Here is a 23,736-nt window from a genome sequence, read left to right on the forward strand (position 1 = left end):
GATTTTCCAGCGCGCTCCCGCAGCCTCGTGGCGGGCCCGCCTGACGGACCGTCCGCTCACATGTGCGGGCGCGTCCAGCAGGCGGACGCCCGCTACGGAGCGACCCCCTCACGCCGGTAGGGTGGCCGGGAATCCGCCGGACAACGTGGTCCGGTTACCCGGCCCACGTTGAGAAGGTATTTCGGGCTATGCGCATTGGTGTCCTCACGTCCGGCGGCGACTGCCCCGGCCTGAACGCCGTCATCCGGTCCGTCGTGCACCGTGCCGTCGCCGACCACGGCGACGAGGTCATCGGTTTCCGGGACGGCTGGAAGGGCCTCCTGGAGTGCGACTACCTCAAACTCGACCTGGACGCCGTGGGCGGCATCCTGGCGCGCGGCGGCACCATCCTCGGTTCCTCCCGGGTCCGCCCGGAGCATCTGCGGGACGGTGTCGAGCGGGCCAAGGGCCATGTCGCCGAACTCGGCCTGGACGCGATCATCCCGATCGGCGGTGAGGGCACGCTGAAGGCGGCCCAGCTGCTGTCGGCCGGCGGGCTGCCGATCGTGGGCGTGCCCAAGACCATCGACAACGACATCGCTGTCACGGACGTCACCTTCGGCTTCGACACGGCCGTCACCGTGGCGACGGAGGCACTGGACCGGCTGAAGACCACCGCCGAGTCGCACCAGCGCGTGCTGATCGTGGAGGTCATGGGCCGGCACACCGGCTGGATCGCGCTGCACTCCGGCATGGCGGCCGGCGCCCACGCCATCGTCGTCCCCGAACGGCCCTTCGACATCGAGGAGTTGGCGACGAGGGTCGGCGAGCGGTTCGAGGCCGGCAAGCGGTTCGCGATCGTCGTCGCGGCGGAGGGTGCCAAGCCGAAGGCCGGCTCCATGGACTTCGACGAGGGCGGCAGGGACATCTACGGCCACGAGCGCTTCGCCGGGATCGCCCGGCAGCTGTCCATCGAGCTGGAGCAGCGGCTGGGCAAGGAGGCGCGGCCGGTGATCCTGGGCCATGTGCAGCGGGGCGGCACGCCGACGGCCTACGACCGGGTGCTCGCCACGCGGTTCGGCTGGCATGCGGTGGAGGCCGTGCACCGTGGCGAGTTCGGGAAGATGACGGCTCTGCGGGGGACCGACATCGTGATGGTGTCACTGGCGGAGGCCGTCGAGACCCTGAAGACCGTGCCGGTGGAGCGGTACGACGAGGCGGAGTGCGTCCTGTAGTTCACCCGGGACTCCTGTGGTTCACCCGAGAACAACCCGCCCCCGGTCACGTTCGTGGCCGGGGGCGGTTCTAGTCTTGGGGCGGACAACTTGCACAACCCCCACGAATCAGGAGCCGCCGGATGGATCACAGCGGGCACGGCATGATGATGGATCTGCCGCCGTTCACGCTGGGACGGGGGCTTCAGTGGTCCACTGACCCGTTCTTCCTCATCGCCTGCCTGCTCGGACTCGGGCTGTACGGCTGGGGTGTCGTCCGGCTGCGGCGGCGCGGGGACGCGTGGCCCGTGTCCCGTACGGTGTCGTACGTCGTCGGTGTGCTGACCATCGCCCTGGTGATGTGCACCAAGCTGAACGACTACGGCATGGTCATGTTCAGTGTGCACATGGTGCAGCACATGATCATCAGCATGCTGTCGCCGATCCTGATCCTGCTCGGTGCGCCGGTCACGCTCGCGCTGCGGGCGCTGCCGACCGCCGGCCGGGGCCGCAAGGGCCCGCGCGAGCTGCTGCTGGCGCTGCTGCACAGCCGGTACATGCGGATCATCACCCACCCGGCGTTCACGATCCCGCTGTTCATCGCGAGCCTGTACGCGCTGTACTTCACCCCGCTCTTCGACCTCCTGATGGGCTCCAGGGCCGGGCACATCGCGATGATGGTGCACTTCCTCGCGGTCGGCGTGGTGTTCTTCTGGCCGATCATCGGCATCGACCCGGGGCCGCACCGGCCGGGGTATCTGATGCGGATGCTGGAGCTGTTCGCGGGGATGCCGTTCCACGCGTTCTTCGGTATCGCGCTGATGATGGCGTCGACGCCGATGGTGGGCACATTCAAGAACCCGCCGGCCTCGCTCGGCATCGACGCGCTGTCCGACCAGAACGCGGCGGGCGGGATCGCCTGGGCGTTCAGCGAGATCCCGTCCGTGCTGGTGCTGATCGCGCTGCTGTTCCAGTGGTACGGCTCCGAGCAGCGGCAGGCCAAGCGCAAGGACCGCGCCGCCGACCGGGACGGCGACAAGGAACTGGAGGCGTACAACGCCTATCTGGCCTCGCTGAACGCGCGCGAGGGCTGAACGCACGCGAGGGCCGGCCGTACACAAGAGCTGTGCGGAGCCGTCCCCTCCGGGCGGAATCCGGGGCACCATGGTCGAGGACGGACCATGAGGAGGGTGTCGCGATGCCCGGTTCAACGAACGGTTCCACCAAGGCGATGGGGGCTCTCACGGTCGGCGGACTCGTCGTCGTGACCGCCTACACGGTCGCGATCGGCAGCAACGGCTGGCTGTGGTTCGGCTGGGTCGTCCTGGGCCTGCTGACCCTCGCCATGGTCGTCACCCAGTCCTAGGGCCTGTCCGGCGGATCAGGCCGCAGGAAGTCGACAGCACCTCATCAGTGCAGGTGAGCGGGGGCTGATGCGTCCGGCTGCAAGGTGGAGGAGGGCGTCGACGCGATGGGGGTCCCCCGCGGTGGGGGTCCCTCCCGCTCGAGCGAAGTCGAGAGTGGGGGAGAAGCCGAGCGTGGGGGAATCGGCAACCGACGACAACGCCGCAGACGGGCGTGCCGGCCCCCGCGTCTGCGGCAGGATCCGCCGGACAGGCCTGGGTCACCGTCCCGGGTCCCTCTCGGCGGGCTTGGCTGATTACAGTGCCCGCATGAACAGCAGGACCGCCTCCTTCGACGATCTGGACCGGAAGATCATCACCGCCCTGATGGCGAACGCCAGGACCAGCTTCGCCGAGATCGGCGCGACGATCGGACTGTCGTCCACCGCGGTCAAACGGCGCGTGGACCGGCTGCGCGAGACCGGGGTGATCACCGGGTTCACTGCCACGGTGCAGCCGTCGGCACTGGGCTGGCGCACGGAGGCGTACGTCGAGGTGTACTGCGAGGGCGCGGCCCCGCCCCGGCGGCTCGCGGAGGTCGTCCAGAACCATCCGGAGATCACGGCGGCCATGACGGTCACCGGCGGCGCGGACGCGCTGCTGCATGTCCGGGCACGGGACGTGGAGCACTTCGAGGAAGTGCTGGAGCGGATCCGCACCGAGCCGTTCATCCGGAAGACGATCAGCGTGATGGTGCTGTCCCATCTCCTCCCGGACAGCCCGGAGGCGGGCGCCACACAGCCGGCCCCGGAATGACGCGCAACATGCGCAGCACTCGTGCGTGGATGGCACTCAGAACGCAGTAATGCTGCGTAAGCGCGCAGCTTTTCGCACTTGTCGGTTGCCGATCTCCGTTTCTACCGTTGTGGCACCCCCTCAGTGACACACAGGAAACCGGAGGAAACCCTCTGTGTCCGAAAGCCGTGTGCTGCGCCCTCGGCGCTTCCTCGTCTGTGAACCCAGACACTTCGCCGTTCAGTACGCGATCAACCCCTGGATGCACCCCGACAAACCCGTCGACGTGGACCTCGCCCAGGAGCAGTGGCAGACGCTGATCCGCGCCTACCGCGCCCATGGGCACACCGTCGACTCGGTCGAGCCGGTGGCCGGCCTGCCGGACATGGTGTTCGCCGCGAACGCCGCCTTCGTGGTGGGCGGCCGGGTCTTCGGCTCGCTGTTCCACGCGCCGGAGCGGCGCCCGGAGTCGGTGCACTACGACACCTGGTTCAAGGCGGCCGGCTACGACGTGTACCGCCCCGAGTCGGTGACCGAGGGCGAGGGCGACCTGGTGTGGACCGGCCGGTATGTGCTGGCCGGCACCGGGTTCCGCACGACCCGGGAGGCGCACCGGGAGGCCCAGGAGTTCCTCGGCCATCCGGTGATCGGCCTGACCCTGGTGGATCCGTACTTCTACCACCTGGACACGGCGCTGTTCGTCCTCGACGACGACAACCTCTGCTACTACCCGGAGGCGTTCTCGGCGGGCAGCCGCGAGGTGCTGCGCCGCCTGTACCCCGACGCGGTGCTCGCCACCCGCGAGGACGCGCTGGCCTTCGGCCTGAACTCCGTGTCCGACGGCCACAACGTCTTCATCGCGCCGCAGGCCGAGGCGCTGGCCGGGAACCTCGCCGGCCACGGTTACGTCCCCGTCCCCGTCGACCTGTCCGAGTTCCACAAGGCCGGCGGTGGCATCAAGTGCTGCACCCAGGAGATCCGCTGATGACCGCACCCGCGCGCACGCGTACGTCCGCCGACCTGATCCGTGCGGAGGAGCCGGTCCTCGCACACAACTACCACCCGCTGCCCGTGGTCGTCGCGCGCGCCGAGGGCACCTGGGTGGAGGACGTCGAGGGCCGCCGCTACCTCGACATGCTGGCCGGCTACTCGGCGCTGAACTTCGGCCATCGGCACCCGGCGCTGATCGAGGCCGCGCACCGCCAGCTCGACCAGCTCACGCTGACCTCCCGGGCCTTCCACAACGACCGCCTCGCGGAGTTCGCCGAGCGGCTCGCGGAGCTGACCGGCCTGGACATGGTGCTGCCGATGAACACCGGCGCCGAGGCGGTGGAGAGCGGCATCAAGGTGGCCCGCAAGTGGGCGTACGACGTGAAGGGCGTCCCCGCCGACCGGGCGACGATCGTGGTCGCGGCGGAGAACTTCCACGGCCGTACGACGACGATCGTCAGCTTCTCCACGGACGAGACGGCCCGGTCGGGTTTCGGCCCCTTCACGCCCGGCTTCAAGAGCGTGCCGTACGACGACCTGGCCGCGCTGGAGGAGGCCGTCGACGAGACGACGGCGGCCGTCCTGATCGAGCCGGTCCAGGGCGAGGCCGGCGTGATCATCCCGAAGGACGGCTATCTCGCCGGGGTGCGCGAGCTGACCCGCCGCAAGGGCTGTCTGTTCATCGCCGACGAGATCCAGTCGGGCCTCGGCCGCACCGGCCGTACCCTCGCCGTCGAGCACGAGGATGTCGTGCCGGACGTGCTGCTGCTCGGCAAGGCGCTCGGCGGCGGGATCGTGCCGGTGTCGGCGGTGGTGGCCCGGCGTGACGTGCTGGGGGTGCTGCACCCGGGTGAGCACGGCTCGACCTTCGGCGGCAACCCGCTCGCGGCGGCGGTCGGCACGGCCGTGGTCGAGCTGCTGGAGACCGGTGAGTTCCAGCGGCGGGCGGCCGAGCTGGGCACGGTTCTGCGGGACGGGCTGGCCGCGCTGGCCGGCCAGGGTGTGGTCGGCTTCCGGGCGCGCGGGCTGTGGGCGGGCGTCGACATCGACCCGGCGATCGGCAGCGGCCGTGAGATCAGCGAGCGGCTGATGCGGGAGGGGATCCTGGTGAAGGACACCCACGGGTCCACGATCCGGCTGGCGCCCCCGCTGACGATCACGGCGGAGGAACTGCGTTCCGCGCTGGCGGCGCTGGAGAAGGTGCTGGGTTCGTGACGGGGGTGGGGGGCGGCCGCGCGCCGCTCCCCACTCGTCCGTACTCCTCCACCCGATGGCCGAAGAGTGACGATTGAGCCAAGAGGGGGTAGACCACTCTCAGCTACAGAGAGGTCGACCGTGGGCACTCACGAGGAGCAGGACGTTGCCCGGCAGCGGTTCGACGTGGCCGACGCCGCGCCCCTGCTGCTCGACGCCCGGGGCGTGGTGACGGGCTGGACACCCAACGCCGAGCGGCTGCTGGCGTACCCGGCCGCCCAGGTGGTGGGCACCCGGGCGGTCGGTCTGCTGTCCGCCGAGGACGCCGAGCGGGCGCCCGAGCTGGCCGAGCGGTGCCGCAGGGAAGGCGGCTGGGCGGGGCTGCTGACCGCCCGGCACAGGGACGGGCGGCCGGTCCGGCTGATGGTGCGGATCACTTCGGCGGTGGATTCCGGCGGGGCGCCGCAGTGGCTGGTTCTGCTCTCCGAGGTCTCCGGGGCACGCGGCTGGGACATGAGCCGTGCGGTGCTGGAGCAGATGGTGACCGACTCCCCCGTCGGCATAGCGATCGTGGACTGCGATCTGCGGTGCGTCTGGTCGAACGCGGCGCTGGAACGTTACGGCGGCGGCTCTCCGCGGGAGCGGCTGGGGCGGCGGCTGGCAGAGATTCAGCCGGGCATCGACTCCGCGGACATCGAGACGCAGATGCGGCGGGTGCTGGAGTCCGGCCGGCCGGTGGTCGGGTACGAGCATGTGGGCCAGGTGCGGTCCGCGCCGCACCGCGAGACCGCGCACATGATGTCGTTCACCCGCCTCGATGACGACCTGGGTCACCCGATGGGCGTGTACTACACCGTCGTCGACGTCACCGAGCGGCACCGCGCCCGGCAGCGGCTGGCCCTGCTCGACCGGGCCGGCGAGCAGATCGGGCGCACCCTGGACATCTGGCGGACCGCGCAGGAACTGGCCGACGTGGCCGTGCAGGGCTTCGCCGACTTCGTCGGTGTGGACCTGCTGGATTCGGTGCTGCGCGGCGCCGAGCCCGAGCCGCCGAGCGACACGGACGAGGTGCCGCTGCGCCGGGCCGGGCACCAGTCGGTGAACCCCGGGGTCCCGGAGGCCGCCGTGGAGATCGGCGAGGTGGCCACCTACCTCGCCGGGTCGCCACTGATCCGCTGCCTGACCACGGGCCGGTCCTGGCGCAGGGAACAGCTCGACCCGCTGGCCAGGGAGTGGGCCACGGACATCCCGGCGGGCCGGGCGACGGCCTTCCTGGACCTGGGACTGCACAGCGTGATGATCGTGCCCATCCGGGCGCGGGGCGTCACGATGGGCGTCACCACCTTCTTCCGGCGCCGCCGGCAGGACCCGTTCGACGAGGACGACCTGAGCCTCGCCGAGGACCTGGTGTCCCGGGCGGCCGTCTGCGTGGACAACGCCCGCCGCTACACCCGCGAGCGGGACGCGGCCCTGGTCCTGCAGCGCAGCCTGCTGCCGCACCGGCTGCCCGAGCAGGGCGCGGTGGAGGCGGCCGCCTGCTATCGGCCGGCCGACGAGCTGACCGGCCTCGGCGGCGACTGGTACGACCTCATCCCGCTGTCCGGGTCGCGCGTCGCCCTCGTCGTGGGCGAGGTGCCGGGGCACGGCATCGACGCCGCCGCGGCCATGGGGCGGCTGCGCACCGCCGTACGCACTCTCGCGGCGCTCGATCTGCCGCCCGAGGAGATCCTCGCGCACCTCGACGACCTGGTGGCGCGGACGGCCGACGAGGAGGGCGTGCCGGAGCTCCCGGAGGACGCCGACACCCAGGCACTGGGCTCCGGGTGTGTGTACGTCGTCTACGACCCGGTCGACGGGCGGTGCACCATGGCCGCCGCGGGCCATCCCGCGCCCGCCGTCGTCCGGCCCGACGGCACCGCCGCCTTCGTCGACCTCCCGCAGGGGCCGCCGCTGGGGGCGGGCGGTCCGCCCTACGAGGCGGTCGAGCTGGCCCTGGCCGAGGGCAGCACGCTGGCCCTGCACACCGACGGGCTGCTGGCGCACGCGGGCGACGGGGCCGTCGGGGGCACCGACGCGGACCGCGAGCGGCTGCGCCGCGCGCTGGAGCGGCGCAGCTCCTCGCTCGACCGGTGCTGCCGGTCCGTGATCGAGGCCCTGGTCCCGGCCCGGCCGCACGACGACGTGGCCCTGCTGATGGCCCGGACCAGGCTGCTCGGCGCCGGGCAGGTCGCCGACTGGGACCTGTCAGCCGACCCGGCCGTGGTCGCCGACGCCCGCAAGGAGGCCACCCGGCAGCTGTCCGAGTGGGATCTGGAGGAGCTGGCGTTCACCACCGAACTGGTCGTGAGCGAGCTGGTCACCAACGCCATCCGGCATGCGGAGGGTCCCATCCGGCTTCGGCTGATCAGGGAACGGACCCTGATCTGCGAGGTGACCGACGGCGGCGCCACCGCGCCGCATCTGCGTCATCCGCGCGCCCTGGACGAGGGCGGCCGCGGACTGCTGCTGGTCTCCCAGTTCACCCAGCGGTGGGGAACCCGCTTCGCACCCGAGGGGAAGGTCATCTGGGCGGAGCAGTCGCTGACGGAGCCGCCGGCCTGACCCGCTCGACACGGATATACCTCGCATGACATGGGAAAACGGCGTTATTCCGGCGGGTGGGCGGTAGCCATGAACGACACGGCCATCGACCACGCGAGAGTGTTCCAGGCGCTGCCCGGCATGGTGGCCCTGCTGACGCCCGACCTGGTCTACGCGGACGCCGACGAGGAGTTCCGCGGTTGGCCGGGCGCTAGCTCTTCGATGTCTTCCCGGACAACCCGGCCGCCCCCGGCGCATCCGGCATGCGCAACCTGGCCGCCTCGCTGACCCAGGTCGCGGCCACCGGCGAGCGCGACGCCATGGCCCTGCAGCGGTACGACGTCGAGAACCCCGAGCGGCCCGGCTAGTGGGAGGAGCGCTACTGGAGCCCGGTCAACGCGCCGGTGTCCGACGCGGACGGGAAGGTGGTGCTGCTGGTGCACCGGGTCGAGGAGGTCACCGAGCTGATCCGGGTCCGCGGCGGCCCCGTCGGCGGCCGGGCCCGCGTCCTCGAAGCCGAGCTGTACACGCGCGCCCGTGAGCTGCAGGAGCTCAACGAACGGCTGCGCCAGGCGCACGCCCGCGAGCGCGAGGTGGCCCTCGCCCTGCAGGAGGCGATGCTGCCCGCCCGCCGGGAGGTCGGCCGCCATCACGCGGCCGTGCGCTACCGGCCCGCGGTCGGCGCGCTGAACGTGTGCGGGGACTGGTACGACATCGTCGACCTGGAGGGCGGCCACCGCATGGCCGTGGCCGTGGGTGACGTGGTCGGGCACGGCCTGGAGGCCGCCGGGGTGATGGGCAAGCTGCGCAGCGCGCTGAGCGCCGCCTCCCGGGTCGCGCGGGGCCGGGCGAGGCGCTGAACATCCCGGGCGGTACGCGCACGTCGTGGACGGCGCCGAATCGGCCACCGCCGTCACGACGTTCATCGACTTCGACCACCACACGATCACCTACAGCAGCGCCGGCCATCCGCCGCCCGCGCTCGTCCAGCCGGACGGCCGCGTGGAGTTCCTCGACCAGGCCACCGACCCGCCGCTGGACGCCCGCCCCGACCCGGTCCCCAGGCCCGAGGCCTGCACGGACTACGCCGAGGGCGCCGCCACCCTCGTCCTCTACACCGACGGCCTGATCGAGCGCCGCGGCGAGGACATCGACACGGGGCTGGTCATCGTGCGGCTGTGACGGATGGGCTGTGACGGATGAGGGGAGGCGGGGGCCGGTGCCGAGGACAGGGCCCCCGCCCGCCGTACGTCAGCCCATGCCGTTCATGCCATTCATGCCGTTCATGCCGCCCGAGCTGCTTGTGCCGCTCGGACCGAGGAGCTTCTTCATCTCCTTGATCTCGGCGTTCTGCGTGGTGACGATGGCGCCCGCCAGGGCCTTGGCGGGCCCGTAAGCGCCCTTGGCCTTCTCCGTGCCGGCCATCTCCACGGCGCCCTGGTGGTGCTCGACCATCATGGACAGGAACTTCTTGTCGAAGTCCTTGCCCTCGGCCTTCTTCAGCGCGGCCATGTCGGCGTCGCTCATCATCCCGGACATACCGGAGTGGCCCGAGTGGCCCATGCCGGCCATGGGCACCTTCTCGCCCCAGGACCTGAGCCAGCCGGTCATGGTGCGGATCTCGGGGGCCTGCGCCTTCTCGATGCGGGTGGCGAGGTCCTTCACCTGCGCCGAGGAGGCCCGGTCGGCGGCGAGCCGCGCCATCTCCAGGGCCTGCTGGTGATGCGGGATCATGGCCTGTGCGAAGGCGACGTCCTGGGCGTTGTGGGCGGTGCTGGCCGTCGCGCCGGGCGCGCCCGGGGAGGCGGAGGCGCCGTGCGCGGCGTGAGCGCCACCGCTGCCACCGCTGCCACCACAGGCGGCGAGGACGAGGGCGGAGGTCGCGGCGACCGCGGCCAGGGCGGCACGGCGTGTGAGAGTACGGATGGTCATGCTGGAACTCCTGTGGTTCTCGGGGGATTCAGGACAGGCGTGAGCACGACCGCGGGCTCCGCCGTGTAGAGGCGGGCGAGTGCGGCTGGCGGGGCCCTCTAGATCCGCAGGAGCTGAAGTTCGGCCAGGGAGGGCGGGGCGCGGGCGCCTCCCGGTCCGGTGGCCGCACGGGAGCCCGGACAACCGTCCGGCGCGGCAACGACCGTGTGATCAGGGACCAGCGCGGGCAGCTCCGGGCCGCCGTTCACCGCACCCGACGCACAGGCGGGATCGGCGTGATGCAGCCGGCCCCCACCGCAGTGCCCGTCAGCGTCCGCACAGTCGTCCTGCGCGACGGCGACGACGGTGCCGGCCGCGACCATGTGCCGTCCCGGCCCCCCGTACTCCGCATGTCCCACACCCCCGACGGGCCCGAGCGCATGCATCCCCAGCAGCCCCACCAGCAGCGCCAGCACCAGCAGCCCGTGCCGCCGCCGCTGGGGCGGGCACGAGGTGCGGGGTCCGGCGCTGTGCATGGGCGTCATCGTACGGAGGTGGGAGCGAGGACCGGCCACGGCTCGCGGGTCCGTGGCTCATGAGCCAGTCATTCGCACTACTGTCGGACAATCACCGTACCGAGGGGGTGGCGACCCCGGCATGAGCATGGCCGGTTGCGGTTGCAGATGACCACAGGCACACGCTGGGACGGCCTGGACGACGTGATCAGCGTTGGACCCCGGAGTAGCTCCTCTTGGCCGTCAAGACTCTCGCACACGGCATGGGCACCTTCAAAAAGAAGTGCATGCACGAATGAGCACGGCTGCCCCCAATGCTGCGGTCGGCAAGGCGTCACAGGCCGAACCTGTTCTCACTCGACCACAGGTGGAGCGTTCCGTCCGTGTTCCCCACTGCGAGAGTGTTGCAATCGGGCGCCCGGTTGGCTGCAAGAAGCAATTGGCCTTTCCAGTAGTTGAGCTAGTTCCAGTCGGGACACTCCCATACCCAGGCAACCGAATCCCCTGCGGCCGCGACGTATTGACCGTTCGGCGACCAGGCGACGCGGAGCACGCTTAGCACGTTTCGTGGCGTCAGCAGGGTGTGCACGAGGGCGGCACGTTCCATGTCCCAGATTCGCACGGTCCCGTTGTAGCTGCCGACGGCGAGGAAGCGGCTGTCCGGCGACCAGGCCGGCCGTACACGAGAGCCCGTTTTCCAGATTCAGCCTCTTCGCGTAGAACGAGTACACGCCGACGAGTCGCTCGGCGTCCCATATGCGGAGATCTCGGTCGAGGCCGGTGGTTGCGATGTACTGGCCGTTCGGAGACCACGTCGCCGTCAGCACCCATTTGCTGTGCGCTTCCAGGATGCCGACCAGTGCCCCGGTGTGTGCGTCCCAGATTCGAGCAGTCCGGTCGCTGCTCGCGGAAACCAGCTGTGCGGCGTCGGGGGACCAGGCGACCGCCTTGACATCCTTGCCGTGTCCCGAGAGCACCAGGTCCGCGGTCGTGTCCGTACTGTTCCAGATCCGCACCGTTCGGTCACTGCTTGCTGATGCGATGCGGGCTGAGTCGGGCGACCAAGCGACGGCGTTGATCCGTTTCCTGTGCCCGGTCAGGGTTCGTGGATCCGAGGTTCGGCCTGAGGTTTCCGACGTCGTCACCAACGGTCCTCTCGGATCCGTCAGTTGCCGTGGCCAAGCGACCGGCCACGCAGCGCCGTTGAGCGATTCGATTCGACTCGGAGTGAGCACAATGGGCGGGGTACGCGGGGTCGACGCCTGTGCAGCCTCGCTCTCAGCGGTGCCCGCCGCATCGGTGTCGGTGGCACTGGGCGTCGCCTCCGATTCAGACCTGCCTGTCTCGGCTACCGCGCGCCGCCAGATGCGGCGCGCGCCGAACGCCCAGAGGGCGCGCAGGCGGCTTACATGTTTGCTGACGGCGGCGAATCCCTGGTCGAGCAGGGCCAGGGCGCCAACCGCTGCAACCAGATAGCCCCAATGCTGCGAAATCCACTCCTGCACCAGGCCAGTGTGGACCCGGCCTGCCAGGTAACGGGTGTAAGTTTCCGGATCATTGGTCTGAGCTGGCAGAACGCCAGCGTGGCGCGTGCGGAACTTACCGATGACGAGTGGGAGTTGATCGATCCGTTCCTGCCGAAAGGCAGGTTCGGCCCCTACCCCGAGCGGCTGCGGCCACAGTTCGAGGGCGTGATCTGGCGGTTCCGGACCGGCAGTCGTGGCGTGACATGCCGCTTTAGACGTCGTTGTAATTGGTCAGCTCCCCTGCCGTTGCCCCAGCAGGCGGGCCTGTTCCTTCTTCAGCGTGGCGAATCCCTGACGCGCATAGGCGGCGAGCTCCTCGCTGGGGAACGACACCACCGAGAGGTGCTGGTCGTGGTTTCCCTGTGCCCACCGGGCGGCTGTGATCTCGTAGCCCGACACATGCGCGCACAGTTGGAGCAGAAGCGGCGGCATCTCTGATTCGCTCAACAAGTCCGCGTGTTTGATGACCAGGTCGCGCATGGCCTGGATGTTCGGAAGAAAGACGGTAGTCACCCACGGCCGCCACTCGGTGAACTCTTCTGCAGTGGGCGGGGTCTCGTGATCGAACGGCGACGTTCCGCCAGGGCGAGCATGACGTTCCACGAACGCGCCGAAGGTGCGGCTGTTGGCTTCCGTGAGGGCGAACAGGGGCCCGTAGAGGTCGCTGAGCTGGCGATTCACGCGAGCGAGATGTTCTTGACGCTGCGACAGGCGCAAGCCGTTGAGGTAAGTGACGACATAGCCGACGAACGCCAGCCCGACGGTGACGACCACTGCGATCATGAGGGGCGATGCCGGCGAGCAGTGCGCTCCCTGGTCAGACGGCCGTAGCAGATGAGGGTTGCTGCGATGCCTGCGAAGGCCAAGAAGTGGTTGCCCCTACGTTCGTAGCGGCGGTGGAGTCGGCGGATGCCACCGAGCCGGCTCACCGTCCGCTCGACGGTCCAGCGGTGTCGGCCGAGCCGGGCCGAGGAGCCGACTCCTTGCGGGCTGTCCGAGGCACGACGCGGCGACTGCTGAGCCATTGACGCAGATGGTCGTAGTCGTACCCCTTGTCGGCATGGAGCTTGGCGGAACGGCGCCGTCGGGGGCCGCGGCGGGAGCGGACCGGCGGTATGCCCCGCACCAGCGGCTCAAGTCCCAGACTCTCGTGGGGATCCACAGGATTCGGGCCCGTCAGATCCCCCCTTTCAGGGCCCGCGTGTTCACGGAGTCGATCGCGCACCGCGACCAGTCCGGATCGCCTTGCGAGCCGAGCTCGTCAAGGACCAGGCGATGAAGCTTGGCCCATACCCGAGCCTGGCTCCATTCAGCGAAGCCTCGGTACACCGTTGACCACGATGGACCGAATGCCTCCGGCGTCCCTCTCCACGTACAGCCAGAGGCCGCCACGAACAAGATCGCGGCCAGTACGTTCCGGTCGCGATACCGCCGCCGGCCGCCTCGTTGCGGTCGTACCGGCGCCGCTGGCACGACCCGCTCGAACAACTCCCACAACCTGTCAGGGACCAGACGCTCCACGAACGTCACACCCGAACAATAGCGATCAAACCAAATACAACGACGTCAAAGGACACCCACCTCTGCCTCGCCGCCCGCTACCGACGCCTCCTCGAACACAACGGCGAACACAACGGCAAGACCCGCGCTACCCGCCGGCCTGGTCAGCCAGCTCAACCGCCTCGGCCACCAGGTCAGCCTCCCGCCCATGACAGCCACATGACCGCCGCGACCGTCTCCTCCACCAGCCCCTGCTTCGGTCACCCGGAAGGACAGGGCATCGCCCAGGGCATCCACCTGGTCACCTTCGCCGTCTGGTTCTGGCTGCTGGCAGCCGAGTTACGACACGTCGAGCCGCGACACAACCGTCGACGCGCACCGTGTGCCGGCCCCGGCACCGCAGCGCCGTCCCACGTGCCGCACGACCGGAAAGGACAGAGGCGAGACCAACCCGCTTGACTCTCCGCTCCCCCTGCGAACGGCACGCCGAACGGCCCGCGTTGGCGGGGCGGCGGACCATGCGCGCGGCGCGCCCACGGCTTCCGAGAAGTTCGCAAGGCCTGGAATCCACCGGTGATCGCCGCACTCCTCGGCCTCCACCAGCAGTCCGTCGCGCGCGGCGGCTCACCCCGATCCCGCTGTGCGTCCGGGAGCCGGCACCGGCCACCCGGCTCATCCCCGAGGAAATTCGCCTCATGGTTCGATCACCGAGCAACAGTGCCGTACTCTCTGCTAGTCCTATCTCCTGCGTGACGGAGGGTCACGCCAAGTGGGGGGAAATCAGCCCAAAGTGAGCAGAACTGCCGGGCACCGCGCGAGTCGGCGCGGTGCCCTCCTCGTGGCCGCCGTCGGTGCGATCACCGCGCTGGCCGGAACCCTCGTCGTCTCGGTCGATACGGCAGGCGCCACGAACGCCCCTCCGGCGTACACGTCCGCGATACCGGACACAGCCCCGCCTCTCCCAGCCGCCGCGCCGCACTGGACAGCCCTGGCGGCCAAGCGGTTCTGGACCGCGCAGCGCATGGCAGAAGCAAAGCCGCTTCCGGACGCCAGACCGCGGACCGCGGGCAAGGCCGCGCACCCCACACTCCAGGGCCTCGTCAAGCCGCCCGGGACCGGTCGCCTGCACGCCCAGGACCTGCGCGAGGTCCCGATGGACGCCACGCCGACCGGCACCGCCGGCCCGACGGACATACCCACCGACACCTCGACCCCGGTTCCCTCCGCCACCGCTACGGACACCCCGACCGCCGCGCCGACAGACACCTCGTCCGCCTCTCCGAGCACCTCCCCCAGCGCGTCGGACTCGGCGAGCCCCACCGCCTCGCCCAGCCCGTCCCCCACGAGCACGGGCGGGACAGGTCCCGTCAGCTCCTACTTCGGCGGGCTGCCGATGGTCGGCCGGATGTACATGCAGACCAGCAGCGGCTCCTACTTCTGCACCGCGAGCGTCATCAACAGCCCGCACCACAACATCGTGCTCACCGCCGGGCACTGCATGGACGGGCGGGCAGGCGGCGGCTCGCTCGCGTTCGTCCCCGAGTGGACCGCGGCCAATCCCCAGCCGTACGGCATCTTCCCCGTCGCCACCGACTCCGAAGGCCGCAGCCGGGTCTGGGTCGATCCCCGCTACTACGACAGCGGACACGTCCAGGGCGCCTCGTGGGACGTGGCGTTCGCCCAGGTCGGCGCGCGCAGCGACGGCAAGCAGGTGCAGGACGTGGTGGGCGGCAACAACCTGGCCACCGGCCGCGGCTACGCCTTCCCCAGCATTCGGCTGGTCGGCTACCCTGGCACCGCCACGCAGCCCCTGACCTGCAACAACAACACCACGCAGTACACCCCGACCGACGGCACCCCCGGCTCGTACCTCCAGATCGCCTGCAACGGCTTCGCATCCGGCACCAGCGGCAGCCCGTTCCTGGAGAACTTCGACCCGACCACCGGCACCGGCGACGTGGTCGGCAGCATCGGCGGCTGGGACACCGGCGGACCGACCGCCGACGTCTCCTACAGCTCCTCCTACGGCTCCGACGTCCAGAACCTGTACAAGGCGGCGGTCGCCGGCACCGCCCCCGCACGTCCCAACGTGCTGCCCGGCGCCTCCACACTCACCCATGCCACCCTCGTCACCTCAGGCTCCTTCACGCCCTCGCCTTCGCCCGATCCGGACAAGAGCGACCTGATCGTGCGCTGGTCGGACGGCGAGCTGACGCTGTACCGGGGTGGTGGCAACGGACGGTTCGACAAGGAAATACAGCTCGTCGCGGCCAACACCACCTGGACGAAGGCCGTCTCCATCACGGCCGGCGACTTCACGGGCGCCGACACCTACGACCTGCTGGTGCGCTGGAGCGACGGCAGCCTCACCCTCTTCCCCGACGTCGACGCGCGCGGCCTGCACAGCCAGATCACACTCGTCAAGCCGGGCACGTTGTGGCAGCACGAGGTCGCCATGACCGCGGGCCGCTACACCACCGACGACCACTGGCCCGACGACCTGATCGTGCGCTGGTCCGACGGCGAGACCACTCTCTACAAGAACATCAACTCCACCGGCCTCCACGCCGAGGTCCGACTCAACCCTGCCAACTCCACCTGGACGCACGCCACATCGTTCACGTCCGCCGACCTCACCGGGACCAACGAGTCGGACCTCGTGGTCCGCTGGTCCGACGGCGAACTGACCCTGTACCCGGACATCAACCAGTACGGCTTCCACGGAGAGGTGCGACTGCGCGCCCCGAGCACGCTGTGGACCCACGCCACGCTCACCACGGCGGGCAACTCCACCAGCACCGACAACCGGCCCAACGACTACCTCGTGCGCTGGTCCGACGGCCAACTGTCCATGTACCAGGACAGCGGCAACAGCCTCGGCACGGAAGCGGTACTCGCGACCGCGTCCGGCTCGTCGCTGCCGTACTACCGTCGCTGACCACGAACCCCCCTGGGCCTCGGCCCAGGGGGCGGCCCGGACGTCTTCGTCCACTACTCGAACATCGCCGCCCAGGGCTTCCGCGAGCTCCACGAGGGTCAAAAAGGTCGAGTTCGACATTACGCAAGGCCAGAAGGGCCCGCAGACGGAGAACATCCGCCCCCTGTAACACCGAACACAAACGAGGCCCCGGCCGGGATACACCCACCTGCCGGGGCTCGTCGGTCCCCGCCATGCCACACGCCCCGCGCGGCGCAGAGGACCACGCATGGCGGCAGTCCGAGGCATCCGGCTACTCGCTCGGATCCTCCGAAGCGTGCCGCGCCGCCTTCTTCACGGCCTGCTCCAGCACGTTCCGGTTCTCGCCGGACGCCCCCGCGTGCGCGGTGATGGTTGCCTGCGCTTCCTCGAACGCCTTGCGCCAGCGGTGCCACTGCGTGTCGTACTCCTCGCCGACCAGGATGCTGCTCGGGCCATCCATCGGCCGCCGCCGAGTTCGGCGGGCAGCATGCCGGGGCACCAGGTCGAGCTTCGCGAGCTGCTCCAAACCCTCGACGCACTCTTCCCGGGTGTCTGCCTGCACGGCGTACCGGATCGCCATGAGCCCAGTGGGTGTTGACGGGCCGTTCGATCAACGTGCCGTGGTGGTGCGCGCTGCCGAAGGGCGAGTCGACGGTGCAGATCGAGGTGACCCCGGACACCGGCTCGCCCTGCGCATCACGCCTCGTTCGTGTCACATATCCCCCACCTCTCCTTCACGTCAGTCCCACAACGGATACATTCACGCGGCACCGAAGGAAGCGCGGCATCGGCAAGATCATGGGCATCTGGTTCCTCAGTGCCATCGGAGAAGCCACCGGCGCCGGCAAGTCCACAAACGCGAGCGCCTCGACCGTCCCCAGCCCGACGAAGACCAGCGCCACGCCCACCCAGGCCCCCAAGACCACAGCACCGGCCAGGCCCATGCCCCCGGCCCAGCCCGTCGCGCCGCCTCGCAGTCGCGTCCACGACCTACTGGCGGACGCTCTTGTGGTTCAAGGGGCTCCTGTTCGCCAGCCTTGCCTGTGATCACGCCAAGCTCCGTGATCAGGTTGATGCCTACTGGCGGGTAGCAGCAGGCTGACCCAGCGGTCACCCCCGTAGATGTCAGAATCACAGCACTCGTGAACCTGATTACCCATCAGTAAGGTCAGCATTGGGTCAGCACTGATACGCCCGAACCTGGTTCCAGGTGACTACACGCGCACATACACTGACACCCCATGAGAAGCGGGGTGACGTGCGAGAACGCGGCGGTTGAGCTGATCCGCCAGAGTGAGGAGCGACCCCTTGTTCTATTACCTGCTCAAGTACGTACTGATGGGCCCCCTGCTGAGACTGGTCTTCCGGCCCCGGATCGAGGGGCTGGAGAACGTGCCGGCCTCCGGGCCCGCGATCGTCGCCGGGAACCATCTGTCGTTCTCCGATCATTTCCTGATGCCGGCGATGCTCAAGCGCCGGATCACGTTCCTCGCGAAGGCCGAGTACTTCACCGGCCCGGGGCTCAGGGGCCGGCTCACCGCGTTCTTCTTCCGTAGCGCCGGGCAGATCCCGGTGGACCGCTCGGGCAAGGAGGCCGGGCAGGCCGCGATCCGCGAGGGCCTCAAGGTACTGAGCAGGGACGAGTTGCTCGGCATCTATCCCGAGGGCACCCGTTCGCACGACGGCCGGCTCTACAAGGGCAAGGTCGGCGTCGCCGTGATGGCACTGAGGGCCGGGGTGCCCGTCGTACCGTGCGCGATGATCGGCACCTTCGAGGCACAGCCGCCCGGGAAGGTCGTTCCGAACATCCACCCCGTCACCATCCGCTTCGGCAAGGCCCTCGACTTCTCCCGCTATGCGGGCTTGGAGCACGAGAAGGCGATCCTGCGGGCCGTCACCGACGAGATCATGTACGCGATCCTGACGCTGTCCGAGCAGGAGTACGTCGACGAGTACGCGGCCGTCGTCAAGGAGCGGCAGGCCGCCGAGAAGGGTGCGAAGGAACGCAGGTTCCCGCGGGCGCCGCTCGGCTGACCGCCTCTGCCGACGGCAGAAGGTGCGTGGTCCCGACGGTCCGCTCCCCTAGGCTCGCCGTATGAAGAGGGCTGTGGTGATCGGGGCCGGCGGACAGATCGGCCGGCCGACCGTGGAGGCGCTGGCGCGGGACGGCTGGGAGGTGACGGCCGCCTCGCGGGGCGGCGGCCGGGACGAGGCGTGGGACGACGCGGTACGGACGGTCCGGCTGGACCGCTCCGACGACGCGGCCCTGTCAGCGCTGGTCGGCGACGACTGCGACCTGCTGGTCGACATGGTCGCCTACGACGCCGTACACGCCCGGCAGTTGACGTCCCTGGCGGGCCGGATCGGCTCGGCGGTGGTGATCTCCAGCGTGTCCGTGTACGACGACGGCTCGGGCCGGAACTTCGACACACTGCGCGAACCGGGCGGCTTTCCCACCTACCCGGTGCCGATCCCCGAGACGCATCCGACCGTTCCTCCGGGCGCGACGTCGTACAGCACCCGGAAGGTGGCTCTGGAGCGTGGACTCCTCGCGGCCGCCGGCACGTTGCCGGTCACGGTGCTGCGGCCGGGCGCGGTGCACGGGCCGTACAGCCCGCTCCCCCGGGAGCTGTACTTCGTGAAGCGGAATCTGGACGGCAGGCGCGGGCGAGCGCTGTCGTTCCGGGGCGAGAGCCGGTTCCATCCGGCGAGCGCCCGGAACATCGCCGAGCTGGTCCGGTCGGCGGCGGCCCGCCCCGGTACCCGGGTGCTCAACGCCTGTGACGGGGAGGCGCCGACGGTCGCCGAGATCGGCGCGGCGATCGACGCGGTGATGGGTGTGCAGACGGAGACGACTCTCCTCGACGGACCGCCCGAGGGCTCCGTCGGCCGGACTCCGTGGTCGACACCGCTGCCGATCGTCGCCGACATGTCCGCCGCGGAGCGGGAGTTGGGCTACCGGCCGGTGGTGTCGTACGCCGAGAGCCTGCCGGAGACCGTCGCGTGGCTGACCGATGTCCTGGCCGCCGGGCGGGACTGGCGGGAGTGCTTCCCGTACCTCGCCCAGGTGTATCCGGACCTGTTCGACTACGCGGCCGAGGACGCCTGGTACGCGGCATGAGCGAGGGGCGGCCGGAGAGTCCGGCCGCCCCTCGTCACCGTACGGGAGTGATTACGGCTTGGGCGTGGCGTGCGGGCCGCAGGTCACGTCCGCACCGTCCAGCTTGCCGTCGATCAGATAGGCGTCGACGCGCTGGTTGATGCAGGGGTTGACCAGGCCGGTCACCCCATGGGAGCCCGCGTCCTTCTCGGTGATCAGACGGGAGCCCTCGAAACGCTTGTGCAGTTCGACGGCGCCCTCGTACGGGGTGGCGGCGTCCCGGGTGGACTGCACGATCAGTACCTGCGGCAGGCCCTTGCCGGTCCCCACCTCGACCGGGGTCCGCTGCTTGACGGGCCAGGTGGCGCAGGGCAGGTTCATCCAGGCGTTCGCCCAGGTCATGAACGGGTAGTCCCGGTTGAGCCGGGTGTTGTCCCGGTTCCACCTCTGCCAGCTGGTGGGCCACTTGGCGTCGGTGCACTCGACGGCCGTGTAGACGGCGTTGCCGTTCTCGGCGCTGATGTTGCCGGCCGTGTTCGACAGGTTGGGGCCGGCGGCGTCGACGAGCGCCTTGGTGTCACCGGCGAAGTACTTGCTGAACACCGTGGCGACCGGCACCCACGACGAGTCGTAGTACGGAGCGCTCTGGAAGAAGGAGATCAGCTCGGCCGGGCCGACGACCCCGCCGATCGGGCTCTTCTTGGCGGTGGCGCGCAGTTCGAGCCACTTGGCCTGGACTGCGGCGCGGGTGGTGCCGAGGTGGAAGGCGGCGTCGTTCGCGGCGACCCAGTCCTCCCAGTCCTTCCAGCGGCCCTCGAAGGCGATGTCCTGGTTCAGGTTGGCCTGGTACCAGATGTTCTCGCGGGCGGGGTTGACCACGCTGTCGACGATCATGCGCCGCAGATGGCCCGGGAACAGGGTGCCGTAGACGGCACCGAGGTAGGTGCCGTAGGAGACGCCCAGGTAGTTGAGCTTCTTCTCGCCCAGGGCCGCGCGGATGACGTCCAGGTCACGGGCGGTGTTCGGCGTGGTCATCTGCTGGAGCATCGCGTGGCCGGTGCGCTCCAGGCAGCCGTCCGCGTACTGACGGGCCAGCTTGCGCTGAGCGGTCTTGTCCGCCTCGGTGTCCGGCACCGGGTCCATCTTCGGCGCCTTGACGAACTCCTGCGGGTCCTCGCAGGAGATGGGCGCGGAGTGGCCGACGCCGCGCGGGTCGAAGCCGACGAAGTCGTAGGCCTTGGCGACATTGGCCCACACGGGGTTCTTGGTGGTGACCCGGCGCGGGAACTTCAGGCCCGAGCCGCCGGGGCCGCCCGGGTTGTAGACGAGCGCGCCCTGGCGCTCCTGCGGGGTGCCCGTGTTGCCGATGCGGTCGACGGCGAGCTTGATCTGCTTGCCGTACGGGTGGGCGTAGTCGACGGGCACGCTGACCCAGCCGCACTGGATGGGCTTCTCCAGCCCCCAGTCGGCGGGGCAGTCCTGCCAGTCGATGCCGGCCTTGGCGGCGCGGGCGGCGGCGATCGCGGCGCCCTTGGCCTCCCGGTCCGGGCCGGGCCGGGCGGCGGCGGCGCTGGCCGCGGGTGCCGAGACGGCGCCGGCGATCAGGGTGGCGGTGACGAGCGCTCCGGCCGAACCGAGCGCCAGCAGGCGGCTCTTCGGTCTGTTGTCCCTCAAGTGGGCTTCCCCCTACATCAGGATCGCTGCGAGTGGTCAGCGAGGATCCTCGCGACTGTGAGCCACCTGAGAACAGGGGTAGCCACCCATCTTTACCAATCCGATAACCGGACGATCATGTCCTGTCGAGCCAGAGGTCAAGTGGGGCCGCGACAGGGCGCGGGCGGCTCGCCTCAGCGGAGCATGGCCAGCGCCTCGTCCAGGAGCCGCCGTAGTCGCAGTGCGTCGGGGGCCACCGCGCTGACCAGGGCGGCTGGGCCGGCCAGTGGTATCAGGGCGGCGCACTCCCCCAGGGCCTCAGCCTGGACCGGCTGTTCCGCGAACTCCGGGCGGACGACGACGAGTTGGCCCACCGCGCGGTGACCGGCCAGGACCGCCGGGCCGTCCCAGCCGCCTGGTGCGCCCGGGCCGCAGGACAGTTCCTGGTCCAGCACCGCCCGGCCGGCGACCCGTACGGTCAGCCGGCTGGTGAGCCGACCGGGGTCCTCGCCCGCCCGCCCGAGCACCTGCTCCTCGCGCAGCACGAGCCGGGCTCCGGCGGCGAGTTCGGCCCGCGTGGTGACGTACAGGTCGCTGCCGCGGGCCGAGATCAACTGCTCGGGCAGCCAGTGCAGTTCGGCACCGTCGGCCACGTCGAGCCGTACGTCGTAGCGGGCCTCTCCCTTGGCCTGGCCCGGCAGGGCGAGGGTGGCGGCGGCCGAGCCGATGTGCAGCCGGGCGCCCTCCGCCGCGCTCGCGGTGAGCGAGAAGCGGTCGCCGCCGAGCGGGCCGCTCATCGCGCCGACCAGCATGACCTTCGCCTCGCGGCCGTCGGAGCGGGTGCGGCGCAGGGCCAGCGGGCCGTCGCCGTCCAGCACGGGCAGCACGGTGCCGCCGTGCCCATCGGCACGGGCGACGATCCGGGCGTCCGCCCGGACCCCGGTGGCGCTCACGCCGTCCACGCGGCGAGCCGCCCGCGCACCCAGGAGGCCACGTCGGCGACACCGGTGCCGCCGCGCAACGACTGGAAGACCACGGGGAGTTCGGCCCGCTGGGCCTTGGCGTCGGCGGCCATCCGGGCGAGGTCGGAGCCGACGTACGGCGCGAGGTCGGTCTTGTTGACGACGAGCAGGTCGGCCGTGGTGACGCCGGGCCCGCCCTTGCGCGGGATGTCGTCGCCGCCGGCCACGTCGATCACGAAGATCTGCGCGTCCACGAGCCCCTTGGAGAAGGTCGCGGTGAGGTTGTCGCCGCCGGACTCGACGAGGATCAGATCCAGCGGGCCGACCGCGTCCTCCAGGTCCTCCACGGCTTCGAGGTTGGCGGAGATGTCGTCGCGGATCGCGGTGTGCGGACAGGCGCCCGTCTCCACGGCGGTGATCCGCTCGGGCGGCAGCACGGCCTCCTGGAGCAGGAACTCGGCGTCCTCACGGGTGTAGATGTCGTTGGTGACGACCGCGAGCGACAGTTCGTCGCGCAGGGCCCGGCAGAGCGCGGCTACGGTCGCGGTCTTCCCGGACCCGACAGGCCCGCCGAGCCCGATGCGCAGGGCGCGGCGGGTTCCGTCGGGGCGGCGCGCGTCGGCGCTGACGGCGGCGGGGCCGGGGTGGGTGTGGTCGAGGTGCATGTACGGCTCCTATGTGGCGAGGCTCGTCCTCTCAGCCCGTCCGGGGGTCCCCCTGGGGGAGCACGAGGACGGGGCCGTTCAGGCCGATGGGGGTCCAGGAGGCAAAGCCCCCTGGCGGGGTCGAAGGGGCGGAGCCCCTGGGGGATGGGACGGGTAGGGGCGGCAGGGGCGACCTCTACGACGCGAACAGCCGCACTGGCCAGGCCGCATGCCACTCCGCACCGACCTCCAGCAAGGGCCCCGACGCGGCCGGCAGCGCATCGACACCCTCGTCGAGCACCCTCCGCGCCGCTTCCACCGCCGTATCCGCGACACGGTCCAGCTCCGGCGCCAGCCGCGCCAGCACACCGGTGGCGTCGAACGGGTCGAGGCTCAGCAGTCGTACCGTGGCCGTCGCCGGCCCGCTCACGCTCTCGTACGCCGCGCAGTACGCCGCGTCGTCCGGCCCCAGTCCGGCCGCCTGGGCGGCGAGACCGAGGATCACCGGCTGATGCGCGCCCTTCGGGAACTGCTTGGCCAGCACGTCGAGTTCGTCGCAGGGCCAGGCGGCCCTGGCCGCCCGCAGCAGCTGTCGGCCGAGGCGGCGCGCAGCGGCTCGCAGGGCGGGCGACGGCGTACGGGCGTCCGCCGCCGCGTCCAGCTCCCCCGGATCCACGCCGAGTACGGCGGCCGCCGCCACCGCTCCCGCGACCAGCCCGACGGTCTGCAGCCGGCCCCGGCAGAAGTCCTCCAGGCTCGCGGCTGAGGTGATGCGCCCAGCCTTGACGGCGGCCTCCGCCCCGCCGGAGTGCGCATGCCCTCCGGCGGGGAAGCGGCCGTCGGCCAGGACGAGAAGTGCTGCCCGTGCCAT

At 70.5% G+C, this 23,736-nt stretch carries 19 protein-coding genes and 5 pseudogenes; 13 read left to right on the plus strand and 11 right to left on the minus strand.

All coding sequences use genetic code 11. From position 1 onward, the window contains the following. Positions 1–188: 188 nt before the first annotated feature. The 8 genes and pseudogenes from AV521_RS09375 to AV521_RS09405 all read left to right on the plus strand — a co-directional run. Positions 189–1,214 carry a 6-phosphofructokinase gene (locus tag AV521_RS09375; protein ID WP_076086242.1) on the plus strand — a complete coding sequence of 342 codons (1,026 nt, stop codon included), beginning with the start codon at positions 189–191 and terminating at the stop codon, positions 1,212–1,214. Positions 1,215–1,336: 122 nt separating this feature from the next. Beyond that, complete coding sequence (locus AV521_RS09380) at positions 1,337–2,287, plus strand: cytochrome c oxidase assembly protein (RefSeq protein ID WP_076086245.1); 951 nt, start codon at positions 1,337–1,339, stop codon at positions 2,285–2,287. Positions 2,288–2,391: 104 nt separating this feature from the next. After that, positions 2,392–2,559, plus strand: a complete 168-nt coding sequence (locus tag AV521_RS47560; RefSeq protein ID WP_023552597.1) for a hypothetical protein — start codon at positions 2,392–2,394, stop codon at positions 2,557–2,559. A 307-nt stretch (positions 2,560–2,866) separates the two neighbouring features. Further along, the gene (locus AV521_RS09385; protein WP_076086248.1) at positions 2,867–3,352 is read left to right on the plus strand and encodes an Lrp/AsnC family transcriptional regulator; all 486 of its coding nucleotides are present in this window, start codon (positions 2,867–2,869) and stop codon (positions 3,350–3,352) included. A 154-nt stretch (positions 3,353–3,506) separates the two neighbouring features. Continuing rightward, positions 3,507–4,316, plus strand: a complete 810-nt coding sequence (gene ddaH / locus AV521_RS09390; protein ID WP_076086251.1) for a dimethylargininase — start codon at positions 3,507–3,509, stop codon at positions 4,314–4,316. Next, the gene (gene rocD, locus AV521_RS09395; RefSeq protein WP_076086254.1) at positions 4,316–5,536 is read left to right on the plus strand and encodes an ornithine--oxo-acid transaminase; all 1,221 of its coding nucleotides are present in this window, start codon (positions 4,316–4,318) and stop codon (positions 5,534–5,536) included. Before ddaH ends, rocD begins: the two co-directional genes overlap by 1 nt. A gap of 120 nt (positions 5,537–5,656) precedes the next feature. After that, positions 5,657–8,116, plus strand: a complete 2,460-nt coding sequence (locus tag AV521_RS09400; protein WP_076086257.1) for a SpoIIE family protein phosphatase — start codon at positions 5,657–5,659, stop codon at positions 8,114–8,116. A gap of 69 nt (positions 8,117–8,185) precedes the next feature. Further along, positions 8,186–9,259 (plus strand): annotated as a pseudogene (locus AV521_RS09405) (PP2C family protein-serine/threonine phosphatase); the annotation flags it as partial. An 87-nt stretch (positions 9,260–9,346) separates the two neighbouring features. On the opposite strand, the gene AV521_RS09410 reads toward AV521_RS09405, so the two are convergent. The 4 genes and pseudogenes from AV521_RS09410 to AV521_RS52615 form a co-directional block, all read right to left on the minus strand. Beyond that, positions 9,347–10,027: a DUF305 domain-containing protein gene (locus AV521_RS09410; RefSeq protein WP_076086260.1), complete on the minus strand. Its 681-nt coding sequence runs from the start codon at positions 10,025–10,027 to the stop codon at positions 9,347–9,349. Positions 10,028–10,125: 98 nt separating this feature from the next. Then, entirely contained in the window at positions 10,126–10,542 is a 417-nt protein-coding gene (locus AV521_RS09415) for a DUF6153 family protein (protein WP_076086262.1), read from the minus strand. 439 nt (positions 10,543–10,981) lie between these two features. Next, a complete protein-coding gene (locus AV521_RS52610; RefSeq protein ID WP_371917015.1) occupies positions 10,982–11,224 on the minus strand; it encodes a WD40 repeat domain-containing protein in 243 nt (80 codons plus the stop codon). A gap of 58 nt (positions 11,225–11,282) precedes the next feature. After that, positions 11,283–12,026: pseudogene (locus tag AV521_RS52615) on the minus strand (WD40 repeat domain-containing protein); the annotation flags it as partial. 78 nt (positions 12,027–12,104) lie between these two features. On the opposite strand from AV521_RS52615, the pseudogene AV521_RS50640 reads away from it, so the two are divergent. Further along, positions 12,105–12,256, plus strand: a pseudogene (locus AV521_RS50640) (transposase); the annotation flags it as partial. A 22-nt stretch (positions 12,257–12,278) separates the two neighbouring features. Here AV521_RS50640 and AV521_RS09445 read toward each other — a convergent pair. Beyond that, entirely contained in the window at positions 12,279–12,830 is a 552-nt protein-coding gene (locus AV521_RS09445; RefSeq protein WP_076086265.1) for a hypothetical protein, read from the minus strand. Then, positions 12,827–13,568 (minus strand): annotated as a pseudogene (locus AV521_RS47565) (transposase). The gene AV521_RS09445 and the pseudogene AV521_RS47565 overlap by 4 nt, the downstream one beginning before the upstream one ends. A gap of 769 nt (positions 13,569–14,337) precedes the next feature. Between AV521_RS47565 and AV521_RS09465 the strand changes: the two are divergent. Continuing rightward, positions 14,338–16,485 carry a serine protease gene (locus AV521_RS09465; protein WP_076086272.1) on the plus strand — a complete coding sequence of 716 codons (2,148 nt, stop codon included), beginning with the start codon at positions 14,338–14,340 and terminating at the stop codon, positions 16,483–16,485. A 12-nt stretch (positions 16,486–16,497) separates the two neighbouring features. Continuing rightward, a pseudogene (locus AV521_RS09470) lies at positions 16,498–16,654 on the plus strand (cold shock domain-containing protein). A gap of 123 nt (positions 16,655–16,777) precedes the next feature. Here AV521_RS09470 and AV521_RS50645 read toward each other — a convergent pair. Continuing rightward, on the minus strand, positions 16,778–17,086 hold the full coding sequence (locus AV521_RS50645; protein WP_256725483.1) for a hypothetical protein: 309 nt from the start codon (positions 17,084–17,086) through the stop codon (positions 16,778–16,780). Positions 17,087–17,814: 728 nt separating this feature from the next. Here AV521_RS50645 and AV521_RS09485 point away from each other — a divergent pair. Both AV521_RS09485 and AV521_RS09490 read left to right on the plus strand, forming a co-directional pair. After that, entirely contained in the window at positions 17,815–18,540 is a 726-nt protein-coding gene (locus AV521_RS09485; protein WP_076086278.1) for a 1-acyl-sn-glycerol-3-phosphate acyltransferase, read from the plus strand. A 61-nt stretch (positions 18,541–18,601) separates the two neighbouring features. Continuing rightward, positions 18,602–19,627 carry an NAD(P)-dependent oxidoreductase gene (locus AV521_RS09490; RefSeq protein WP_256725484.1) on the plus strand — a complete coding sequence of 342 codons (1,026 nt, stop codon included), beginning with the start codon at positions 18,602–18,604 and terminating at the stop codon, positions 19,625–19,627. Between the two features lie 51 nt (positions 19,628–19,678). Here the strand turns inward: AV521_RS09490 and AV521_RS09495 are convergent, their stop codons facing one another. The 4 genes from AV521_RS09495 to AV521_RS09510 all read right to left on the minus strand — a co-directional run bounded on the left by AV521_RS09495 (position 19,679) and on the right by AV521_RS09510 (position 23,736). Next, a complete protein-coding gene (locus tag AV521_RS09495; RefSeq protein WP_179022955.1) occupies positions 19,679–21,280 on the minus strand; it encodes an alpha/beta hydrolase in 1,602 nt (533 codons plus the stop codon). A 173-nt stretch (positions 21,281–21,453) separates the two neighbouring features. Further along, positions 21,454–22,212: an urease accessory protein UreD gene (locus AV521_RS09500; protein WP_076086730.1), complete on the minus strand. Its 759-nt coding sequence runs from the start codon at positions 22,210–22,212 to the stop codon at positions 21,454–21,456. Further along, complete coding sequence (ureG, locus tag AV521_RS09505) at positions 22,209–22,886, minus strand: urease accessory protein UreG (protein WP_076086284.1); 678 nt, start codon at positions 22,884–22,886, stop codon at positions 22,209–22,211. The genes AV521_RS09500 and ureG overlap by 4 nt, the downstream gene beginning before the upstream one ends. Positions 22,887–23,061: 175 nt before the next feature. Beyond that, positions 23,062–23,736 carry an urease accessory protein UreF gene (locus AV521_RS09510; RefSeq protein WP_076086287.1) on the minus strand — a complete coding sequence of 225 codons (675 nt, stop codon included), beginning with the start codon at positions 23,734–23,736 and terminating at the stop codon, positions 23,062–23,064.

It is taken from the genome of Streptomyces sp. IMTB 2501 (genome assembly GCF_001953885.1).
GTDB lineage: Bacteria > Actinomycetota > Actinomycetes > Streptomycetales > Streptomycetaceae > Streptomyces.

Bases quoted from the DNA above. Each gene is read 5' to 3' on its own strand.
- AV521_RS47560 (WP_023552597.1), top strand. From the start codon at position 2,392: ATGCCCGGTTCAACGAACGGTTCCACCAAGGCGATGGGGGCTCTCACG.
- AV521_RS09375 (WP_076086242.1), top strand. From the start codon at position 189: ATGCGCATTGGTGTCCTCACGTCCGGCGGCGACTGCCCCGGCCTGAAC.
- AV521_RS50645 (WP_256725483.1), bottom strand. From the start codon at position 17,086: ATGGCGATCCGGTACGCCGTGCAGGCAGACACCCGGGAAGAGTGCGTC.
- rocD (WP_076086254.1), top strand. From the start codon at position 4,316: ATGACCGCACCCGCGCGCACGCGTACGTCCGCCGACCTGATCCGTGCG.
- AV521_RS09415 (WP_076086262.1), bottom strand. From the start codon at position 10,542: ATGCACAGCGCCGGACCCCGCACCTCGTGCCCGCCCCAGCGGCGGCGG.
- AV521_RS09380 (WP_076086245.1), top strand. From the start codon at position 1,337: ATGGATCACAGCGGGCACGGCATGATGATGGATCTGCCGCCGTTCACG.
- AV521_RS09510 (WP_076086287.1), bottom strand. From the start codon at position 23,736: ATGGCACGGGCAGCACTTCTCGTCCTGGCCGACGGCCGCTTCCCCGCC.
- ureG (WP_076086284.1), bottom strand. From the start codon at position 22,886: ATGCACCTCGACCACACCCACCCCGGCCCCGCCGCCGTCAGCGCCGAC.
- AV521_RS09445 (WP_076086265.1), bottom strand. From the start codon at position 12,830: ATGATCGCAGTGGTCGTCACCGTCGGGCTGGCGTTCGTCGGCTATGTC.
- AV521_RS09490 (WP_256725484.1), top strand. From the start codon at position 18,602: ATGAAGAGGGCTGTGGTGATCGGGGCCGGCGGACAGATCGGCCGGCCG.
- AV521_RS09410 (WP_076086260.1), bottom strand. From the start codon at position 10,027: ATGACCATCCGTACTCTCACACGCCGTGCCGCCCTGGCCGCGGTCGCC.
- AV521_RS09385 (WP_076086248.1), top strand. From the start codon at position 2,867: ATGAACAGCAGGACCGCCTCCTTCGACGATCTGGACCGGAAGATCATC.